The sequence below is a fragment of the Undibacterium sp. JH2W genome, from assembly GCF_049340425.1.
In the GTDB taxonomy this organism is placed as follows: Bacteria; Pseudomonadota; Gammaproteobacteria; order Burkholderiales; family Burkholderiaceae_D; genus Undibacterium.
In genome coordinates, this window is the sequence record NZ_JBMPOT010000005.1 from 38,063 (window position 1) to 58,891 (window position 20,829).

24 protein-coding genes are annotated in these 20,829 nt (G+C 50.2%); 3 read left to right on the forward strand and 21 right to left on the reverse strand.

What is annotated here, in order from left to right:
• Window positions 1–81 precede the first annotated feature (81 nt).
• From ACO0LC_RS08285 to ACO0LC_RS08300, 4 genes are all read right to left on the reverse strand, one after another.
• The gene (locus ACO0LC_RS08285; RefSeq protein WP_423002183.1) at window positions 82–1,308 is read right to left on the reverse strand and encodes an acyl-CoA dehydrogenase; all 1,227 of its coding nucleotides are present in this window, start codon (window positions 1,306–1,308) and stop codon (window positions 82–84) included.
• 66 nt (window positions 1,309–1,374) lie between these two features.
• The gene (locus tag ACO0LC_RS08290; protein WP_423002184.1) at window positions 1,375–1,824 is read right to left on the reverse strand and encodes a PaaI family thioesterase; all 450 of its coding nucleotides are present in this window, start codon (window positions 1,822–1,824) and stop codon (window positions 1,375–1,377) included.
• Between the two features lie 24 nt (window positions 1,825–1,848).
• Window positions 1,849–2,613: an SDR family oxidoreductase gene (locus ACO0LC_RS08295; RefSeq protein WP_423002185.1), complete on the reverse strand. Its 765-nt coding sequence runs from the start codon at window positions 2,611–2,613 to the stop codon at window positions 1,849–1,851.
• Window positions 2,614–2,639: 26 nt separating this feature from the next.
• Window positions 2,640–3,371 (reverse strand): histidine phosphatase family protein, encoded by a 732-nt coding sequence (locus tag ACO0LC_RS08300; protein WP_423002186.1) that lies wholly within the window; start codon window positions 3,369–3,371, stop codon window positions 2,640–2,642.
• A gap of 101 nt (window positions 3,372–3,472) precedes the next feature.
• On the opposite strand from ACO0LC_RS08300, the gene ACO0LC_RS08305 reads away from it, so the two are divergent.
• Complete coding sequence (locus ACO0LC_RS08305; RefSeq protein ID WP_423002187.1) at window positions 3,473–4,384, forward strand: LysR family transcriptional regulator; 912 nt, start codon at window positions 3,473–3,475, stop codon at window positions 4,382–4,384.
• A gap of 50 nt (window positions 4,385–4,434) precedes the next feature.
• On the opposite strand, the gene ACO0LC_RS08310 is transcribed toward ACO0LC_RS08305, so the two are convergent.
• From ACO0LC_RS08310 to rpsP, 12 genes are all read right to left on the reverse strand, one after another.
• The gene (locus ACO0LC_RS08310) at window positions 4,435–4,767 is read right to left on the reverse strand and encodes a DUF3579 domain-containing protein (protein WP_423002188.1); all 333 of its coding nucleotides are present in this window, start codon (window positions 4,765–4,767) and stop codon (window positions 4,435–4,437) included.
• Between the two features lie 271 nt (window positions 4,768–5,038).
• Entirely contained in the window at window positions 5,039–5,281 is a 243-nt protein-coding gene (locus ACO0LC_RS08315; RefSeq protein ID WP_423002189.1) for a hypothetical protein, read from the reverse strand.
• Window positions 5,282–5,738: 457 nt separating this feature from the next.
• Complete coding sequence (locus ACO0LC_RS08320) at window positions 5,739–6,995, reverse strand: sensor histidine kinase (protein ID WP_423002190.1); 1,257 nt, start codon at window positions 6,993–6,995, stop codon at window positions 5,739–5,741.
• On the reverse strand, window positions 6,985–8,421 hold the full coding sequence (locus ACO0LC_RS08325) for a sigma-54-dependent transcriptional regulator (protein WP_423002191.1): 1,437 nt from the start codon (window positions 8,419–8,421) through the stop codon (window positions 6,985–6,987). Before ACO0LC_RS08325 ends, ACO0LC_RS08320 begins: the two co-directional genes overlap by 11 nt.
• Window positions 8,422–8,572: 151 nt before the next feature.
• The gene (locus ACO0LC_RS08330) at window positions 8,573–9,544 is read right to left on the reverse strand and encodes an acyltransferase family protein (RefSeq protein WP_423002440.1); all 972 of its coding nucleotides are present in this window, start codon (window positions 9,542–9,544) and stop codon (window positions 8,573–8,575) included.
• Between the two features lie 154 nt (window positions 9,545–9,698).
• Window positions 9,699–10,268 (reverse strand): GNAT family N-acetyltransferase, encoded by a 570-nt coding sequence (locus tag ACO0LC_RS08335; RefSeq protein ID WP_423002192.1) that lies wholly within the window; start codon window positions 10,266–10,268, stop codon window positions 9,699–9,701.
• A gap of 104 nt (window positions 10,269–10,372) precedes the next feature.
• A complete protein-coding gene (locus ACO0LC_RS08340) occupies window positions 10,373–11,323 on the reverse strand; it encodes a CobD/CbiB family protein (protein ID WP_423002193.1) in 951 nt (316 codons plus the stop codon).
• 118 nt (window positions 11,324–11,441) lie between these two features.
• The gene (locus ACO0LC_RS08345; RefSeq protein WP_423002194.1) at window positions 11,442–12,110 is read right to left on the reverse strand and encodes a CoA pyrophosphatase; all 669 of its coding nucleotides are present in this window, start codon (window positions 12,108–12,110) and stop codon (window positions 11,442–11,444) included.
• Between the two features lie 120 nt (window positions 12,111–12,230).
• On the reverse strand, window positions 12,231–12,614 hold the full coding sequence (gene rplS / locus ACO0LC_RS08350) for a 50S ribosomal protein L19 (RefSeq protein WP_186947495.1): 384 nt from the start codon (window positions 12,612–12,614) through the stop codon (window positions 12,231–12,233).
• 132 nt (window positions 12,615–12,746) lie between these two features.
• Window positions 12,747–13,493, reverse strand: a complete 747-nt coding sequence (gene trmD / locus ACO0LC_RS08355; RefSeq protein ID WP_423002195.1) for a tRNA (guanosine(37)-N1)-methyltransferase TrmD — start codon at window positions 13,491–13,493, stop codon at window positions 12,747–12,749.
• A 169-nt stretch (window positions 13,494–13,662) separates the two neighbouring features.
• A complete protein-coding gene (gene rimM, locus ACO0LC_RS08360; protein WP_423002196.1) occupies window positions 13,663–14,205 on the reverse strand; it encodes a ribosome maturation factor RimM in 543 nt (180 codons plus the stop codon).
• 19 nt (window positions 14,206–14,224) lie between these two features.
• Window positions 14,225–14,476, reverse strand: a complete 252-nt coding sequence (gene rpsP / locus ACO0LC_RS08365) for a 30S ribosomal protein S16 (protein ID WP_110255824.1) — start codon at window positions 14,474–14,476, stop codon at window positions 14,225–14,227.
• A gap of 211 nt (window positions 14,477–14,687) precedes the next feature.
• Between rpsP and ACO0LC_RS08370 the strand changes: the two genes are divergently transcribed.
• Window positions 14,688–15,113 carry an NINE protein gene (locus ACO0LC_RS08370; RefSeq protein WP_423002197.1) on the forward strand — a complete coding sequence of 142 codons (426 nt, stop codon included), beginning with the start codon at window positions 14,688–14,690 and terminating at the stop codon, window positions 15,111–15,113.
• Between the two features lie 283 nt (window positions 15,114–15,396).
• On the opposite strand, the gene ACO0LC_RS08375 is transcribed toward ACO0LC_RS08370, so the two are convergent.
• The 4 genes from ACO0LC_RS08375 to ACO0LC_RS08390 form a co-directional block, all read right to left on the reverse strand.
• A complete protein-coding gene (locus ACO0LC_RS08375) occupies window positions 15,397–16,221 on the reverse strand; it encodes a DUF2189 domain-containing protein (RefSeq protein WP_423002198.1) in 825 nt (274 codons plus the stop codon).
• A 121-nt stretch (window positions 16,222–16,342) separates the two neighbouring features.
• Window positions 16,343–17,359 (reverse strand): alpha/beta hydrolase family protein, encoded by a 1,017-nt coding sequence (locus ACO0LC_RS08380; RefSeq protein WP_423002199.1) that lies wholly within the window; start codon window positions 17,357–17,359, stop codon window positions 16,343–16,345.
• A complete protein-coding gene (locus tag ACO0LC_RS08385; protein ID WP_423002441.1) occupies window positions 17,356–17,940 on the reverse strand; it encodes a TMEM175 family protein in 585 nt (194 codons plus the stop codon). The genes ACO0LC_RS08380 and ACO0LC_RS08385 overlap by 4 nt, the downstream gene beginning before the upstream one ends.
• Before the next feature lie 188 nt (window positions 17,941–18,128).
• Window positions 18,129–18,509 (reverse strand): tautomerase family protein, encoded by a 381-nt coding sequence (locus ACO0LC_RS08390; RefSeq protein WP_423002200.1) that lies wholly within the window; start codon window positions 18,507–18,509, stop codon window positions 18,129–18,131.
• 225 nt (window positions 18,510–18,734) lie between these two features.
• On the opposite strand from ACO0LC_RS08390, the gene ACO0LC_RS08395 reads away from it, so the two are divergent.
• Entirely contained in the window at window positions 18,735–19,529 is a 795-nt protein-coding gene (locus ACO0LC_RS08395) for a substrate-binding periplasmic protein (RefSeq protein ID WP_423002201.1), read from the forward strand.
• A gap of 2 nt (window positions 19,530–19,531) precedes the next feature.
• Here ACO0LC_RS08395 and ACO0LC_RS08400 read toward each other — a convergent pair whose 3' ends face one another.
• Window positions 19,532–20,650: a DUF2855 family protein gene (locus ACO0LC_RS08400; RefSeq protein ID WP_423002202.1), complete on the reverse strand. Its 1,119-nt coding sequence runs from the start codon at window positions 20,648–20,650 to the stop codon at window positions 19,532–19,534.
• Between the last annotated feature and the right edge of the window lie 179 nt (window positions 20,651–20,829).

Consider the following 20,829-nt stretch of genomic DNA (forward strand, 5'->3'; position numbering starts at 1 on the left):
ACGTCGGAAAAGCCCTGCCTCAGAAAGAGGAAGAGCCAATCCGGAACTACCCGTAAATCGCACTTATGAAACTACAAGTAATTATTTTTTCTCCGTATATTTCTTCAACTCCATCTTGCCGATTTGATTCCTGTGCACTTCATCCGGGCCATCTGCCAGGCGCAAAGTACGGGCTTGTGCATAGGAATATGCCAGACCAAAATCGTCAGACACACCACCACCACCATGCGCCTGTATCGCCCAGTCTATGACCTGGCAAGCCATGGTTGGAGCTGCTACCTTGATCATGGCGATTTCTTTGGCTGCTGCCTTATTGCCCACTGCGTCCATCATCTGTGCCGCATTCAAGACCAGGAAACGTGCCTGGTCGATGAGGATGCGGGCATTAGCGATACGCTCCAGCGTCACGCCCTGCTCTGCCACCCGTTTGCCAAAGGCCACTCGTGTCAAAGAGCGTTTGCACATGTCTTCGAGTGCACGCTCTGCCAGACCAATCAAACGCATGCAGTGATGGATGCGACCAGGTCCCAGACGGCCTTGGGCAATTTCAAAGCCACGGCCTTCACCCAGCAAAATATTGGAGGTGGGCACGCGCACGTTTTCAAACAGCACTTCGCCATGACCATGCGGTGCATCGTCATAACCAAATACCGGCAAGGCACGCAAGATAGTCACACCCGGCGTATCACGCGGCACGACAATCATGGATTGCTGTTTGTGACGATCAGCATTATCAGGATCACTCTTGCCCATGAAAATAAACACTTTGCAGCGTGGATCATTGGCACCGGACGACCACCATTTACGACCATTGATGACATACTCATCGCCATCACGGACGATGGATGATTCAATATTGGTGGCATCAGACGAGGCGACTGCGGGTTCTGTCATGGCAAAGCAGGAACGAATTTCGCCACGCAATAAGGGCTTCAGCCATTGCTCCTGATGTTCAGGCGTGCCGTAACGGGCAAACACTTCCATGTTGCCGGTGTCGGGTGCTGAACAATTGAATACTTCGGGCGCCCAGACGGCACGGCCCATGATTTCACAGAGTGGTGCATATTCGAGATTGGTCAAACCTGCGCCATGGCCAGACTCTGGCAGGAAGAGATTCCACAAACCGGCATCGCGTGCCTTGGCTTTCAGTTGCTCAACCACCTTGGTCGGTATCCAGGCATTGCCTGTCTTGCGGTTGGCAGCGATCTCGCCAAAGAAAGTTTTTTCATTTGGATAGACATGCTCATCCATGAAGGCGATCAGGCGTGCCTGCAAATCTTTGACCTTGGGGCTGTATTGAAAATCCATGATGTGTCCTTTTCCTTGTTTATTCAGTTTGCTCGGTTTTCTTAAATGGACATGCTTATGTCCGCTTTACTTTCTTTGTAGCTCAAAATTGCGCGCTGTCAGCAAGGCTGTTGCGCATAAAACTTCTTCGCCATTGCGCACAGAAAAAACCTCTGCAGCGCTGACAGTCAACAACTTGCTGTGTGAAACCACACGCCCACGTGCCAGCAATTTTTCACCATCGGCGGGTGCGACTATCTTCAAATTGCAATCGATACTGGCATTGATCCAGCCTGCTGGTAACAGAGTGCCAGCGGCAGAGACGCCAGCAAAATCTGCGGCTGCAAAGATGGCGGTAGCCTGCATCTTCCCTGGTACGAAACTGAGTTCTTCGCGGCAGGCAATCCCCAGTTCCACTTCACCCGGCGCTATCTTTAAAAATTCTATCCCCAGCAATTGCGCCATGGGCATGGCCAGCACCAGACTCTTTAGCTGTATTGCGTAATCTGGATTGCTTGCCACATATGCCGGTGTCATGATCGAATCCTTTCCCTTGCCGCATTAACTGACCAGATAACCACCATCAACATTGATACAGGCACCCGTGGTATAGCTGGACGCATTCGATGCCAGGTACAAGACCGTGCCTGCCATTTCATCTGGTTCGGCAATGCGCTTCATGGGTATGCGCGTCAATGCTTTTTCGAGAATGACAGGATTGTGGAACAGGGCCGAGGCAAACTTGGTATCAGTCGCGCCTGGCAGCAAGGCATTCACACGTACACCCATGGGCGCACATTCCTGTGCGAAGGATTTGGTCATGGCGATGACTGCTGCCTTGGTGATGGAGTAAATCCCTTGCATCGCACCTGGCACCACGCCATTGACGGAAGCCACATTGATGATGCTGCCGCCGCCATGTTTTGCCATCAGTTTGGCACCGGCTGAAGACATGAAGAAATAGCCGCGTATGTTGACATCAACGGTCTTCTGGAAGGCGCTGACATCGGTCTCGGTGATATGCCCGAAATGCGGGTTGGTAGCAGCATTATTGACCAGAATATCAAGCTTGCCATGAGTGGCTGTAATGTCGGCAAACAGCGCATCAATCTGCGCCATTTCACCTATATGGCAGGCTCGTGCTTCTGCCTTGCCACCAGCAGCAATAATCGCAGCCACCACGGCTTCGCAAGCTTCTGCCTTGCGGCTGCTCACGATGACATAGGCACCGTTGGCAGCCAGGGTTTTGGCGACGGCTTCACCTATGCCACGGCTTGCGCCAGTGACCAGTGCGACCTTACCGGTCAAATCAAACATTGCTGTCATCTGTCTCTCTCGTTTCTCTTATTTCTTTAAACGTAGGTGATTGCTTTGGGATTGTTCAATACTTCAAGATGTGAAAAATTATTCAGGTAAGCCAGTGTGGGACGCAATACGCCTTCTGCTGTCGGCTGTAAATGAAAACGAGTGACCCCACTGTTCACCAGCGACCAGTTGAGTTCAGCGAAACGTGGATCAGGAAAGCCTAATACATGCTGGCATAAGGCTGAGATCGTGCCGCCAGACGTAAAGACGACAATGTTCTTGGCATCATCAGTTATCGCCAGTTGCTTGTGCATGGCAGTAACACAGCGCTGGCGAAATGCATTCCAGCTTTCTACATACTCAGCATCATGTTCGCCTGACATCCAGCGGCTGATGGCCTGGGCAAAAATATCCTGAAAGGCCTGCTTGCCATTCGGCGTATTCATGAGGAAATGCTTGACCGCTGCCGGGTCATCAAAGGCTGGGACATGGCGTGCCAGGACTTCGTGATGGTTGTACTCGTTGAAACCGGCATCAGAATGCCAGGCAGACATATCCAGCGAATCCAGGTCTTGTTGCAGCATTTCGGACAGACAGGCTTGCGCGGTTTGTTGATGCCGTTTCAGGGCACCAGTGACGACACGAGATACCTGCATGTCGCGCTCGGCCCACCAGCGGCCCAATTGCCTTGCCTGTTGTTCGCCCAGTTCAGACAATTGGTCATAGTTCTGGTTGCCGAAAGAAGCCTGCCCGTGCCTGACCAGATATAAAGCTGCCATTACTTCCTCTGTGAGATTTCACTTATAAATTAATGAACAAAGTGTAAGCCTGCACCTATAATTGATCAAATGAATAGTTATTATCCATATTAATTAATCTTATGCATCTATCTCGCGTTGACCTAAACCTATTCACCGTCTTTGTTGCCATCTATACCGAGAGCAGCGTGACCCGCGCCAGCCAGCAATTGAACCTGACTCAACCAGCCATCAGTCATGCATTGAACCGCTTGCGGCAACTCTTCAATGACCCTTTGTTTGTACGCCAGGGGCAGATGATGGTTTCGACCCCACTGGCGCGCAACATCATAGAACCGGTGCGGCAAGCCCTGCGCGGACTGGAAGTGACCCTGACCGAGAATGACAAGTTTGACCCGGCACTGGCAAGCAAACAGTTCAACCTGGCTTTGCGCGATGTATTGGAATCGACCGCCCTGCCACCGCTGATGGAAAGCATTACCCGGCAGGCGCCACAAATCAATCTGGCGGCGATACAGGTGGAAAGACGGGAACTGGTCAGCGAACTGGCCGCTGGCAGCCTGGATCTGGCGATTGATATGTTGTTGCCATTGCCAAACGAGATACATCGCCAGATGGTAGTGCAAGGCAATACCGTCGTCCTGGCAAGACGCGATCACCCCGTCATACAGGGCAAGCTGGATCTGGACACGTATATGCAGGCAGAACACATACTCGCCAGCTCAAGGCGTAAAGGCATGGGGCTGGAAGATTTTGAGCTGAGCCGTCTGGGCTTGCAAAGACGCATACGCCTGCGCTGCCAGCATTATTTTGCCGCTTGCCGGGTAGTCAGCCAGACTGATTTGCTGCTGACCATGCCGGAAGGCTATGCGCGTATTGCGAATGAACAATTCAATAATCAGATATTGCCGCTACCAGCGGCCATGCCTTCGTGGGATGTGTATTTGTACTGGCACCAGAATGTAGAGAACGACCCGGCTAACCGTTGGCTAAGACAGCAGGTGATAGAGGCGTTTCAAAACCAGACAGTGTGATAGTGTAAAGACATGAGGCTGGTTTGATCCAGCATCAAGCATGATGGTGCTTATTTGCCAGCCTTGGGCTCGTCTGGCAACAAACAGGCATCGATAATTTGCAAATCATTATCTTTGGCAAAGCTAAGGACAAAATGATAAGCCAGTGGCTCAATTTCACGTATGGCTTCATTCACCACGACAGAACGTACGCCATTCAACAAGATGGGGCGCACGTATGGTGAATACTGCAAGTGGGAATTCCTGCCGCCATCAGGACTGAAACAGGACATGGCTCCGCACAGGCGCTCTGCCCAATCACTGGGGCGAAATTGTTTGCCATCACTGGTAATACCTTGGATGAAAAACTCGCGGACTTGTTGCGTTTTAGTGGATTCGGCCATGTGCTCGGCTTGCTGAAGCAAGAGTGAATTAAGCTTAACATCATTATGTGACACCAAGCTTTCAATATACTTCCATATTATATCTTATAGAAGACTTGAATCAAAACCGGCATCGCTGATATATCTGGCTTTGATGCAAAGCATGCAATCTTACTCTGCCAATATAGTGCATTTCGCGGGCTAGTAAAGAAAAGAGCGGGCCAGAGTTTATGTGATTGACAATCACATAGTGGGTTGAATGTTTAAATTGACATGCATGATTGATCACTATTCATAAATAAAATGCAAGGTGGGCGATGAGCCTCTGCCTTGCTGTTGCTGTTGCTGTTGCTGTTGCTGTTGCTGTTGCTGTTGCTGTTGCTGTTGCTGTTGCTGTTGCTGTTGCTGTTGGGTTTGACTTTGGGGTTGCTTTTGACTTTCCGCAGTTCCCATGTGTAGCCGCCATTTGTGCTGTACAGAAAATGGAAAAAGAAGAGCCGCTGTTTGAGGTGTAGCAGGGGTTTTCGAAGTGCATGCACTTCGCCTGCGTAACGGCAATCGCTTGCAAGCGATTGTGCGCCCTGCAAGGGAAGCGAGTTTCGGATCTTCCCATTTTTTGTACTGCACAAATGGGCACCCCGTAGGGGCGGCTACGCCTGGGTCGCCTTTCTTTGAATTCTTTCTTTGGCGACGCAAAGAAAGAATTTCGGCCGCCGGGCCGAGACCCGGCTTGCATCCATGGAGGGAAGTCGTGTTAACCAAAGTGAGTCATGCAACGAGCAATACGGCATATCACGAACGCCACTGGAGCGCAAGCCCGCTAGATTCCAGCCAACCCCACGCTGGAATGACGTAGCTTGGGAGAATGAATATCGACCATTTAAGCTTCGATGCAGGTCACTCTTATAGTATTTTATACAATCAATTACACATCCCAAGCAAAATCACCAGTCATTGCACTACTGTTATCTTCAAACAAAACTCCCCGCACCTCACAAACTAATAATAAACCTCGCCCCACCACCCACACTAGCCGCATACCTCACCGTCCCCCCATTACCCTGCACTAGCTGCCTGACCAGAGCCAAACCTATGCCACTGCCATGTTCACGGGTAGAAAAGAAAGGGGTGAAAATGTGCGCGATCAAATCCTTGGGCACCCCTGGTCCATTGTCACTGACTTCTATGCGCAAACGCGCACCACGACTGAGTTGGGCGCGTATATGGACAGTGGCAGGTTTGACTGCGGCTGTGGCTTCAAAGGCATTTTGAATCAGGTTGATGAGTGCCTGTTCCAGTTGTGCAGGGTCGAGCATGGCCTCCAGATTGGCGGGTGCTACACTGAACTGCATTTCCCCTCCTCTGGCCTGCCACATGGGGCTAACCAGTGAAGAAATGCGTGCCAGCAAAGCCTGCAATTGCACTCTCTCAGTCTGCGCGACAGGCACATTGGCCAGACTGCGGTAGCTGCCGACAAAATTGACCAGGCCATGTGCACGCCTGCTGATGGCATCCATTGCCAGCGCCAGGTCGGCGGTGCTTTGCTGAGGCAATTGTAGATCACTCAACATGTCTTGCGCAGTGCTGGATAAAGAAGCGACAGGTGTCAGCGAATTCATGATTTCATGCGTGAGTACGCGTATGAGTTTTTGCCAGGCCTGTTGCGCCTCTATTTGCAGCTCTGTCTCTACCGGCATCAATGCAACGATGAGTTGTGTCTGGCTTTGCAATGTGAGACTGCTGCTGGCCAATAAGGCGCGCTCCTGGCCTTGTTCTGTTTCAAAACAAATCATGCTGCGCTTGCCCACAGCCTGGGCAATAATCTGTTCATAGAGCTGGCTGACCTCAAAGACACGGCCCGGTGCGATCAGGCGGCGGGCGTTGCCATTCAAGGGGCTGACATTTTTTTCCTGCCCTCTACTCCCTACACAAAACAGGGCAATGGGGGCGTGTTCCAGCCGGCTTTCCAGTGTCAGTACCACTTGCTGCAGCCCGTCACGCTGCATGGCTGGCGGTAAATAGCCAGCGTCTGGTCTGGCCTTAGGGGCAGTAAGGCTGGTCAAGCCAAGAGTGAACATCAGCAAACCAACAACAGCCAGCAAGGCAAAGACTATAGACCAGCGCAGTAAATGTTGACTTTGTCCGGCTGTATGCAAGTACGTCATGGCCATGGCAGCACCGACGATGATGAGCATGCCACAGGTACTCAGCAATTTCCTGCGCCAGACCAGGTTCAGCTCAAATGTCATGTTTTTCCAGCTTGCGGTAGAGTGCGGCGCGGCTCAGGCCCAGCAATTTGGCGGCCTGGCTGATATTTCCTTCTGCCTTGCTCATGGCATTGGCGATTGTTTGGCGCTCCAGCGCGGCCAGTGTATATTCAGAGCTGGTAATAATGGTTTCTGTTACCCCTACTGGTATGGCAGGTGGCTTTATCTCGTCTATGGCTGCCAATGGCAAACCAAAATCTGCCAGCACATAGTTTTCCTGGGTCGCCAGTATCACCGCTCTCTCACAAGCATGACGCAATTCCCTGACATTGCCTGGCCAGGCATAGACAGACAGGGCGGCTACTGCATTGCTGTCAATATTTCGCGCAGGTCTTTGATATTGTTGCTGATAGCTTTGCAGGTAATGCGCCAGCAGCATAGGGATATCAGCCACCCGCTCACGCAATGCGGGTATGCGCAGGACGATGGTATTGAGGCGAAACAAGAGGTCAGGGCGAAACACAGTGGCATCGAACAAACTGGCTTCATTGAGGTTGGTGGCGCTGATGATACGCACATCGACTTTCTCAGCCCGGTCTGCACCTATAGGGGTGACTTCGCGGCGCTCCAGCGCATGTAGTAATTTTGCCTGCGCCCCCAAAGGTAAATTACCAATTTCATCGAGAAAAAGCACGCCACCTGCAGCAGTTTGAAAACGACCTGCCCGGTCTTGCCTGGCATCGGTGAATGCCCCTTTTTTGTGGCCATACATTTCACTTTCAAAAGTCGACTCGGGTATACTACCCATGTCGACAGGCAAAAATGTCGCCTCCCTGCGGGCAGAATGCTGGTGTATGGCACGCGCCACCAATTCCTTGCCTGTGCCGTTTTCACCAAGGATGAGGACATTTGCCTCAGTCGGCGCCACGCTCCTGATGATGGATTTCAACTCGCGCATGCTGGCCGCATGTCCCATCAATTCCGGAAAATCCTCGTCCTGCAAAGACAGGCCTTGCTTGTCATAGCGACTTGCCGCGCTCTGCACTGTCGCCACCAGTCTTTCATTATTCCAGGGTTTGGTAATAAAGTCGCAGGCTCCGCGTTTCAAGGCTTCTACAGCCAGAGGTACATCAGCATAGGCAGTCATCATGATGATGGCTGGGGCCGGATTGAGTGCGCGTAACTGGCTCAGCAAGGACAGTCCCTCGGCACCATCGGTACGACCCGGGGTGAAATTCATGTCCAGCAAAACCACTTCCGGCATCGCCGCTTGCAGACTGGCCCTCAGTTGCGCTGTATCGGTCAGCGCACTGACATGCCGACAATGCCGGCGTAATAAGAGCTGGGCTGCGCATGCAACATCAGGATCATCGTCAATGATGAGTATGGAAATATTGAGTGCCGGGGTTTGTACAGTAGTGGAGGCAGGCATGAAAAAAAAGGAACTCAGGTCAACGATCGCGGGCATATATGATTTCAGCCCATTGTAATCCTGCATGCTGGCTGCAGCAAACAAAGCCAGGATTTAACAGGTCGATACTGAGCCAGAGTGGACATAAGCTTTGTTTTGTCCATTTATGAACAGCGATAGTGTGCGGAAACGGACGCTCAGTGCCCACTTACATCTTGGTACGCAGCTTGGGAATATGTGTTGCAGGCAAGAGCAAGGCATGCAGGAACTTGCTCTTTTTAACCAGGCTCAACAAAAGCAAGGGCAACAACAATCCTGCCAGTAATGCAATGCTGGCGTTCAGATAATCAAATGAACTCCAGCGCGCCAGGATGACGAATATCTTCCATTCAATCCATGAGTGAAAAATCATGATGAATAAACTGCTGCTACCCAAATAGGCCAGTGCCTTGCCCACCTTGCCAGCGTATTGCAAACAAGTCGAAATCGATAAAAGTAAATAAATACCCAGCAAGGCCTGGGCTGTTGATATCCACCAATTTCCATACAGGCGCATATTCAAATCTATGGTTTCATCAAAAAAGAAATGCAGGGCTGCAAACGACATGAGCACAATGGCAAATATCCAGGGCTGGAAGCGGAAGCGCATGACATGCTCATGCATGATATAGCCGAGCAAGATGAAGGCTGTGCTGATGCCGGTCAGGTCCAGACTCCATGGCAAGCCCGGGAAATTGCCTTGATGATTACCAAGCAAGAGATTCAAGCCGGCGAATTGTTGCACATCCAATTGGCTCAATATGTGTGTTATGGCAATCCCCGCAGCCAACAAGATCGCCATACAAAACGCTGGCAACATTAACCCGGCATGCAAGCGATTTGCCAAGCGCAAGACCAGCCAGGCCAACAGCATGGCCAGGAACAAATGCGGTAAATACCACAGCGGCACCCACTCTATGGTATTACCCGTCGCATACAGCATACCCAGCAAATAGGTGCGAGTGTCCACCCCCGAGAAGACTATGCGCGCCAGCCCCCAGGCGGACAATACGACAAAGAAAGGCTTCAATAAGGCATCGGCCTTGAAAACCAGAAAATCCCTGAAGGCGGTGTCGTGGTGGAGGACAGCTCCCGATAAAAAAAAAACAGGGGCATGTGAAAGGAAAAGATGATGCGAAATAGCTCACCATGCTCATGCGCAATGATCCAGTTATGCCCAAAGACCACCAGGATGATACCCAGGCCCTTGGCAATATCTATACTGGTATTTCGCTCGGACATAGACCCTCACCCCAGCCTTCGATTAAGGAAATGCAGTTGAATTCTATTTAGTACTACTTTTGCACATCATAAGTCAGACTGGCCTGCCAGTCTTCTCGCAGCAAGGAATGTACTGCGGCTGTCACAGGTAAGCCACCGACGATAAGGCGATTACGGGCCATGCATTCCAGTTGCGCACCGACTTTTTTTGCCACTGCCATGCTGGCGGTATTACTTTCAGCAGCGACGATTTCTATACGGTTGAAACCCAGCTGCATGAAACCGGCATCTGCCAGCAACATGGTCGTTCTGGTGGCGATACCCTTCCCTTGCTCAGACTGTCTGATCCAGTACCCAAGATTACAGTAATTATGCAATTTGCTGATCATGTTCAGTCCGGCCCCGCCCAGCAATTCCTTGCCATCTTCACTGAAGATACCAAACTCATAGGCCGTGCCTTCTTCTCGCCCCTTATCGCAAACAGTAAACCAATCACGGGCATGGTCGCTATTGAAGTCAGCATGACACCAGCCCATCCAACGGCCTACGGTTTCTACTGATTCACGGACCACGGCGGCAAATACGTCAGCATCATCAGGCTCATAGACGCGCAGGCAAATGCCGGGGGCAATAATTTTTTTCATTATAAATAATTAGTATGAAGATATGACCAGTATAGCCTGATCACAGTCTGCAGCGATGAAGTGAGCGGGCAAAAAAAAGCCCTGTATTTTAACAGGGCCAATTTTTAAATCCAGACTGCGAAAGACAACAGTAAGAGCAGCAGCATCCACAACAACAAGGCTCGCCAAACCAGGCCGACGGCGCTTTGCAAGGCGCGTGGCGAAGCTTCTGCACCAGGCTGGCTTTCCAGCTCCAGGCTATCAACATCAACGGCTGTCGCATCTGCTTGCAGGATCATGGCTTTTTCTTCTGGCTCACCGAGGCGCACGCCAAGGGCACCGCCACCGGCAGACAGGATAATACCGACCAGCTCATCCGACCAACGATCAGCATAATTGCGCCAGGAGTACACGGCATCTTCAAAATTACCAACCACGGCAAAGGCGACTGCTGTCAGGCGGGCTGGTATCCAGTCTATCCAATAAAAGACCTTGGCCGCATAGATACCGAACTCTTCATTTTTCATGTGCTCGGGCTCATTCCAGGCGCGTGACAGATATTCAGCTGCGCGATACATGACGGCACAAGCCGGGCCTACCGGCATCAAAAACCAGAAGAACACACCGAAAACATTGCGGTGAGTGGCAATCAAGGAGCGCTCCACTGCCAGTCTGGAGATTTCCGAGACATCCATGCCCGTGGTGTCAAGATGCGTCCATTCTGCCAGATAGCGCCTGGCAGCATCCTCGTCACCAGAACTCAGGGCCAGTTGTATTGAGGTGAAATAATGGCTGTAACGGCGAAAACCCAGAGTCAAATAAACGATGAGTACATTCCACAACAAGGCAGCAATCGGGTTCAGGCGCAGGCACAGCCAGTAAATCAGCGCAGTTGGCAGCGTGAGCGAGGCGATGACTATCCACCAGCCCAGTCGGCCATGCTTGACCTTGCCTGCATTGAAGGATGCTTCGATTTTGTCAGCCAGTGTCTGGATTTGCGTATAGATAGGGTTATCTGCCCGCAAGGGCTTGAGCTGCTCAATCAACAGCGCTAACAGGATGGAAATAAAGGTCATGGTAGACTGGGCTTATGTTGCAGCGCAATGCTGCAAACAATCAATTTGCAAATGCGGCAAGTGTAAACCGATTTGCCCAGATTATGAAGCTTTGTTCTTCAAGGCAAGAACTTAAGACTCATGCACGCAGGAAATGAAACAGATTGCGCAGCATGCCCGCCGTTGCCCCCCAGATGAAATGCTGCTCGTAGGGCATGGCATAAAAGTGCCGTTTGCCTGCATTGTCGGGCAAATCAAAGCTACGGCGCTGGTGGTTTTTACCGTTCATCAAAAAGTCCAGCGGCACTTCAAAAATCGAGGCGACTTCTGAAGGATCGGTACGTACCTGAAAGCCAGGGCTGATCAAGGATACGATGGGACTGACCTGGTAGCCTGTGCCGGTCTTGTATTCTGGCAGTTGTCCCAGAATTTCGACGAATTCGCGTTGCAGGCCAATTTCTTCTTCTGCCTCACGCAAGGCAGTGGTCACGGGGTCGATATCTTCTTCCTCAAAACGCCCGCCAGGAAAGCTGATTTGGCCGGGATGATGATTCAGGTGCGCAGCCCGCTCAGTGAGTAGCATGGTCAGGCCCTCATCACGCATGACGATAGGTATCAATACCGAAGCTGGCCGGAAAGGCAGGTTTTTTGAAAAAAAACTTTCATCGACAACTTCTGGCGTCCATTCGTGCTGCCGAAGAAAACGTTGGCGCAACCAGGCTGGTGACAGATGAGCTGCAGGTACAGCAGCCTCCTCACCCAAGGATTGGACAGGGAAAGTCTGGGGATCGAAAACCGGTTTACTCACAATGACTATTCGTTTTTATTGTTGATTTGCATACAGGAAAAAGTTTGCCATGCGCCTGACAAAATTTCCAATAAAAAAAGGATGCCGGAGCATCCTTTTTCAATACGGCTAGAACAGATATTACTCTGCTTTTGCTGCAACAACTTTACGTGCTGGCAATTTCTCTTTGATACGAGCAGATTTACCAGAGCGTTCACGCAGATAGTACAGTTTTGCACGACGTACATCACCGCGACGTTTCACTTCGATAGAAGCGATCAGTGGGGAGTACAACTGGAATGTACGCTCAACGCCTTCGCCGGAAGAAATCTTACGGACGATGAAGTTGGAATTCAAACCACGGTTACGACGGGAGATAACTACACCTTCGTAAGCCTGTGCACGTTTGCGAGTACCTTCAACAACGTTGACGCTCACAACTACTGTATCACCTGGCGCAAAGTCAGGGATGTTCTTGCCGAGGCGAGCAATTTCTTCTTGCTCTAATTTTTGGATCAGATCCATTTTTTACTCCTATGACCATCTTGCCGACGCTGCAGAATCTGGTTCTGGCTGATGCCCGGTAGAGGATGGGGTTTAACATGTGAATCATTGAAGATTCACGCTTATATATTTCAGCTCAAGAGCTGAAAATTACTACAAACTGCTTAAAAACTTTTCGTCGGCACGGCTCAACAAGCCTGCCGCACGCGCTGCGATGATTAAATCCGGACGCTTTAACTGACTGGCCTCCAGTGCACGTTGACGCCGCCACTTTTCGATTTCGGCATGATTACCACCCATTAACACGGTTGGCACAGCCTGGTCTTCAAAGACTTCTGGCCTTGTGTAATGCGGACAATCCAGCAAACCATTGACAAAACTGTCTTGCACTGCCGAGGCATCATCATGCAAGACGCCAGGGATTTGCCGTATGACAGCATCCATCAGGGCCATGGCTGGCAATTCACCGCCAGACAAGACAAAATCGCCGAGGCTGATTTCTTCATCGACGTAATTATCCAGCAGACGCTGATCTACCGCCTCATACCTGCCACACAACAAGACCAGGCCCGGCGTTGCCGCCAGTTGCATAACCTTTTCATGTGTCAGCGGCTTACCCTGTGGTGACAGATAGATCACTTTGGGCGCCACTGCAGACAAGGCAGTCTGGCGTGCCTTGGCAGACTCGATTGCGGTCTGCAAGGGTTTTGCCAGCATCACCATACCCGGGCCACCACCATAAGGCCGGTCATCCACGGTACGGTGCCTGTCAGTCGTAAAATCACGCGGATTCCACAGCTTTAATTCGCATTTTTGTTGCTCGAAAGCCCGCCTCGTTACACCTGATTGTGTAATGGCAGCGAACATTTCGGGGAACAGTGTAATGACATCAAACTGCATGTTCATGCCTTCTGAGAACCTATTTACGATCTTACTGCGCGAGCGTGATCGGGGCTCATGTGCTGCTCAAAATGCTCATGTACTTAAGTACATTCCGCTTTTTGCGCTGCTCTTCACCCCGCTGACGCACGCTCGCTACAGATCGCAAACAGGTTCTGAGTTCATCACATTAATAATCACTACCCCAGTCAACCTGGATTTTGCCTGCTTTTTGATCGACTTCCTTGACGAAAGCCTCCACAAAAGGGATCAGGCGCTCGTGCTTCGCCAGTTCATTTTCAGGCATATCCGCTGCCGCCACCCGTAAAATCGGATGCGCACCGTTGTCCATCAAATCCCTGACCACACCTAAATTCTCACCCTGAAGATTATCTACCTGCAAACCTATCAGATCAAGCCAATAGAATTCACCGGACGCCAAAGCAGGAAAATGCTTGCGAGAAATTTGCACAGTCGCACCTTTCAGTGCTTCTGCGGCATTTCTGTCAGGCACACCCACCAGCCGCGCAACCACGTCTTCCCCCTGAATTTTAACTTCCAGACGGTCAACATCACGCAACTCAGGCTTATCCAACCACCAGGTTTTTACTGACATCAATGCGTCAGCATCAGCAGAATAAGGACGTATCCTTACCCAGCCGTGAATACCAAATGCTCCCGAGATATAGCCAACCAGGACCAGATCATCAGGAGCATGGACTGCAGCAGTCATAAATAAAGCTTAGCAGCGATTAAGCTGCTGCTTTACCGGACTGAGCTACCAGGCGAGCAACTGCTGGAGACAATTGAGCGCCAACACCTTGCCAGTAAGCCAGGCGATCTGCTGCAACGCGTACTGTTTCTGCATTACCAGTAGCTACTGGGTTGTAGAAACCGATGCGCTCGATAAAGCGACCATCGCGACGATTACGGGAATCAGTTGCAACGATGTTGTAAAAAGGGCGCTTTTTTGCGCCACCACGAGCTAAACGAATAACGACCATAATATTTCCAAAAAATGTCTGAACGCGGAAAAAGCTGTAGATTATAGCCCGCTTCTTGAGCAAGTCGCAAGAACTATCCCACTTTTCGCTTCCATGGCGCTGTTTTTATCTGTCAGCGTGACGATTGAGACACACTATCACCTCATCGCATACAATCACAGCTTCAACTTTGATGGTTTTTGCAATGACTTCCAACAATACAAGTAAGGCTATGGGCAACAATATAGCACCGCATAAAAATAAAACCCTGGCGACTTTACTGGCTGCGGTCTTTGGTGCCATAGGTTTGCACCGCTTTTATCTGGACGGCAAAAAAGATAAGTGGGGCTGGCTGCACTTCATTACGCTGCCGCTCAGCATGATTATTCACTATTTCTATTTCGGCAAACCCGAGATTGTGCAATATGGCTTCCTGTTGCTGTCTTTCCTGATTGCCACACTGGAAGCATTGGTCATGGGACTGACGCCCGATGAAAAATGGGATGCCAGACACAATAGCAAATCCGGCCAGGCCAGCGAATCCAATTGGCCGCTGGCGCTATTATTGGTATTGACGTTGGGTGTAGGTGCATTTGTGCTAATTGCGGTCATCGCCCGTAGCTTTGATCTTTTATATACGGGCGGCGCTTACGGCTGATAAACCAGCCCATAAATAAATGTAAGGACGTAAGCAAATAGGACTTACGCAAAATTGCCCCGGCAAGGCTATCGCCTTAATAAACATCCCTTACAGGGGATGTTCGTTTCGTCGGCAGACAACATGTTGTCTGAAACCCCGACTACACCGTAGCGGCGAAGACAGTACTTTTAGTACGGCCAGGAGCTAACAACACAGTTGGGGTAGTTTTTCGCAAGTCCCAGCAAATTTAAAAAGCCTCTTGAAACTATACAAGAGGCTTTTTAACATATCAACACACCAACTACGAACGATCTGCCTCTGTCCCCACCACTTCTTTGTATGCATGCCATGTCGCATGACCTATGACGGGCATGATGATCAGGAAACCTATATTCCAGCTCATGAATCCCAGCACGACACTGGCGATAATGATGACAGACCAGACCATGGTCACAGGCACATTAATGAACAGGGCGACACAGCTGATAATCATGGCAGTAATCGCATCGGTGTCGCGATCCAGCATCAGGGGTATCGATACCCAACTGATGGCAAATACCAGGCTGGCAAAGACAAAGCCTATACAAATGTAGACCGCCAGGAACTCCAGATTACTCAAGGAAAATAACTGCGCGAGAAAACCCTGCATGCTTGGCATGCCCTTGTTATAGAACAGCGCAAAAATCACCAGCGAAGCCCGCGCCCAGACCATCATGATGACGGCCAGCACCAGCGCCAGCACGCCTACATTGCTCCAGCGCCCCTGCATGGAAAACACACTGCCCAATAAACCAGAACGTACATTTTCAAGGCGACGGCTGATATCGTACAGCCCCAGCGCCAGCAAAGGCCCGACCAAAAGAAAACCGCAAGTCAGGGCAGATAGATATTCAGGCGCATTGTTCAACACCAATTGCAAGACCAGGCCCATGGCAGCAAAACATACGCCATAAAAGATGCTGGAGCCACCAGATGCCCGGAAATCCCGCCAACCCAGCCTCAACCATACAAACGGCCGCAACATGCCTACCCGCCGCAATGGCGGAAACACCGCCTCGTTGTCGATGACGGTCTTGATGTCAGGTGGCGCACTGTCTCCTCCCCTGCCCTGCATTTGATCTGCCATGCTGCCCCCAATTGTCTACGCCCGCTTCTTTGATGCGGATCAACATCCATCCTAAGACAGTATGAAATGAATGGCAAACAATCTGAGCACAATCAGACGAATTATCCAGCCTGGAACAAGGCTACCTGGAGTGATGTTTCAAAAATCCTGTAACGCCTTCGACTAATTCTGCAGGCAGTGGCAAGGAGGGGTCACCATAAGCTGCAAGATTTTTGGCAATATCACCTGTGACTATTTTTGATACATGATTCATATTGTGGACCAGGAGCATATCAGCATCGGGCCGCGCTGCTTTCAAAGCAGCAATCTGCTTCACATCCACTTGGATATCATTGTCGCCAAGAATCAACATCACATGACAATTTAATTTCACTATTTCTTTTTCAGGTGTAAATCTAAAATAAGAAATCAAAAAAGGCTGAACGCTACTTCGGTACAGAAAATTCAATTCGGGCGGTGGATTTTCGTATAACTTACCAGCTTGCAAGGAAGTAAGCGCCTCATCACTAATACTCATCTGTTGCGGAGTCAGCTTCCCTTGCAATTGCTGGCGTATGAGTTCAGCAGCATTTTTTGCGGGTCCGGCAAGGGATATCAAACCCTGCACAGATTCTTTCTGCGCAGCCAGAATAGCAATCAGAGAACCTTCACTATGTCCCAGAACAAAGACATTAGAAAAACGCTCATCGCCTTTTAATAATTTTAACCAGGAAGCAGCATCATCAACATAATTTTCAAACCGCAATTCAGATTCCTGTTTCGTGGCAGCCAAACTGGCTCCAACACCACGCTTATCAAATCGCACAGTAGCAATCCCAGCTTGCGAGAGTGACTCAGCCAACATTTTAAAGGCGTTATTTTTGCCTTTAATGCCGAGTGAATTTCCATCCCTGTCTGTAGCTCCCGAGCCAGCAATAAGCAAGAGAACCGGAACCTTCCCTTTAGTGGCAGGCAATTGCAGACTCCCCGCAATTTGCCCAGTAGGCGTAGAGAGGGTAATGTCCTGGTCTTTACCTGGTTGCTCAGCAGTCGCAAATGCCATGCCAAAAGCAAAAGGCACCAGGACAAGCACCGTCTTTAAAAATGCTCTTATCATATGAAAAATACAAAGAGTTGCAAGATCAACATGATAACTCACTCTTCATGCGTCTTCAGTGCTTTTTCTATGCGGCGATCAGGTATCAGCCAGATCAATGCCATGCCCACATACAGTCCCATGGATATGACGGGATACCAGAATGCCAATGGTATTGCAGTGGCATAAGTCAATGGTGACAGCTTGCCCTTCCAGTCTGAACCCACTGCTTTTTTCAGGATGGAATCATTGCCTTGCGTAGCGATAATCTGTTGCTGCAAAATGAAATAGGCAATTGCCGACATCAGCAAGACCAGGCCATACAGGGCCGTAGGAGCTGAAGCAAAGTGATTTTCACCTACCCAGCCAGAAGCAAAGGGAATCAGCGACAGCCAAAACAGCAAATGCAGATTGGCCCACAATATGCCGCCTGTCACTTTGCGGCAGGTGTGCAACATATGATGATGATTATTCCAGTAAATTCCGACGTAGACAAAGCTTAGTACATAGCTCAGAAATACCGGCCAGACGGGTAGCAGCACCTCAAGCGTACCACCATGCGGGACTTTCATTTCCAGCACCATGATGGTGATCAAAATGGCGATGACGCCATCGCTGAACGCTTCCAACCGGGTTTTTCCCATCATTGCCTGCCTCACCTCATAAAGTAGTGTGGCTTATTTTGATGGATATGACGGCCCACGGCAAGCAGCAGAGTTAGCGACGTGCACCTTCGGCTCTGTCGAGACAGATAAGCATGTCAGTCATGGCAGGCATCACTACGCCTGCTCTCTCCAGCATGATTGCAGATTTTACTCAGGCCATGACAAGATCAGGTATGCAGCAAGCGACCACCGGCGAAGGACCAGTTTTCCCAGGAAGTTTCCTTGAAACAGACCATGATGTTTTCCGGATTCATGCTTTTGTCGCAAAGGCGCTTCATCAGGGTGTCCAGTAATTTTCTCTTGACCTGGACACTACGCCCCACCGACCAGAGAATTTCTATCAAGACGAAATCCTGATTCCTGTCTTTGTGCAGATCAGGATAATGCGGGTCAAAACGGAAGTTTTCGGCATCAAGTTCCAGTATGCGCTGAAATTTGTCCGTCTCCGGTACACCCGCTTCTATTAATGCCGCATGCACAGCATTCAGGACTGTCTCCTTGAATAGCAGCGATTTGGGCTTGCAAACAGTGATGGTAACCAGGGGCATGATGTCTCCTTTCTACTCAAACTGCGACGTTCAAAAAGCATATCTCCATCTTAGCAAATTAATTAGTACTTTGAAAATTTATCTATCATTCGTGGCAATATCAGGACTGTTCTTTTATGTCTCCGCTCTTGCGCATATTCGCTTAACAAATCCTTACTTTAAGATGCTATGCAAGCCAAGCCTTGCAAAGGTATGATCCGGCCATTCTTTCCGCAAAAAAATTGCATGCAAGACAAGCCTCCTTCCCTTATCCAAAGCTGTAGCCGCATTGCGGTGCTTTTACTTTGCCTCTGCTGCACTGCAGTCGCTCACGCTAAAACTATCCTGCCATTGCTGCTGGCAGAAACTCGTGATGAAAATGGCGAGATTGCTCCAATACGTCCCGAAAATCAGAAAGTCATCGCGTATTTTGAACGCACCATGGATATACAGTTCGACATACGTCGCTACCCCTTGCCACGCGTAGTAGAAAACATAGGCAAGGGTGAAGGTTTGGGCTTTGGTCTGTCGAAAAGCAGTGAAAGGCTCAAGACCATGCGTTATTCCGAGCCAGTTTTCTCAGACTTTGTCTGGGTCGTAGTCAGGGATGACTCCAGGATGCGGTACTCAGGCATACAGGATTTGCAAGGAAAAGCCGTAGGCATCGTCAGGGGTATACGCTTTGGCGACGAAATAGACAAAATGCGTAATGTGCTGTTCAAGGTAGAAGAAGATCAGCCGCAAAGCAGTTCGCGACTGAAGAAACTCTTGTCAGGACGCATGGACGTCATGCTGGTTAATTCACGCCTGACAAATGCCAAAGACCTGGAAGCAGAACTGAACCACTACCTGGATGAAAAGAACTTGCGTAGCGAAACCCAGATGAATTTTGGTGTCAAGGTTTTTGCCAGGCCCCTGCTGGTCGACCCCATCCATTTCACCTCAGGCATCAATAGCAGGGCCGAGGTCATCAACAAGATCAATGCAGCCATCATCAAGGGCAGAAAGTCCGGGGATTTGCCTGCCCTGTGGAAAAGCTGAAATCAGCTTTCACTTAACAGGCTCAAGACATTACCCTGATCGGGGCGGGCAGCGCCACCCAACATATCTTCATACACCTGGCGTACCGCGTCCTCTCCATGGCCGTGGATGACGTGCATCCAGGGTTTTTCTGCCGCCATGACAGGTTGCATGAAAGCTTGCCAGGCTACAGCCAGGCGCGTTTGTACCCCATTTGGCCCCCAGTCTGCCATGCGCTTCTTGATTTGTGCTGGTGCAAAAAACAGGGTTGGCCGGGCTCCGGGCAGGTTTGATGCACTACTCAATTCCTCCCAATGGGTACCGCCGACGGCGCAACTGTATTTCATGTTGTCGTTAAAGTGATGATGCAGTTGGCTACGTAATTGCCCATTGCCCGCCATGTCTACATAGACAACACCCTGGTCAGCCGCCAAATCACTTACCTGTTCATAGCTGATGACCTCGTCGTAGAGCCCCATATTCCTGACGAATTCCAGATTAGCAGTTGAGGTCAGGCCTATTGTCTTGCAAGCCTTGTCCTTGCGCTGCGCCAGCATGAATGCCAGGCCATATGCAGTCTTGCTGGAAGCACTGGAGATCAGGACGGTCTGCGCACCAAAGAATTGATTGTCATCGAGAAAATCATCAATCATGAATGAAGTGATGAACAAGGGACGCAACAAGACCTGCGCATCTTCAGATTCTTTGCTGTAGCCAGGATCAGCACTGGTCCTGACATAGTGATTGTACAAACCATGCATGGCCTGTCTGTGCTCTGCACCATCAACAAAACCACCAGGGGACACCCGGGTCGCCTGCAGCCTCACATGGGTCGCCATGGGGAAGTAACCATAAAAACGCTCGCCGACCTCGACACCGTCGGCCTTCGATGCCAGCACATCACCAAAGCCCCAGACCGGAATATTGCCCCACCCCTCATCCGTAGGAAAAAAATTCCAGTAATGCATGGCCGTACCAAAGGCAGCATACGTGACGTTATTCGACGTAAAGGCAAAACGCTCCACCTGCAAAACCACTTGCCCCTCTTGTAACTCTGTTTCAGCAGGCACATGCAAGGGCTTGAATCTGGATTCCAACAAATTGCTTTTATTAACAATAAATTCTTTGGCTGGGGTTTTCATGGTCTCGTCGTTTTATTGGGGAATTTACAATTAAAGTCAAGTATTGCACGATTCGGGATTTTTTTCTCGGCTTGCCAATATTTCTATTTATGTAAAACCTCTGGCACAACAACCCCATCCATTCGCGCCATTTTTACTGCTGTTCACGGCAAACTTTCCTGTCTCGTCGCATCTGCATT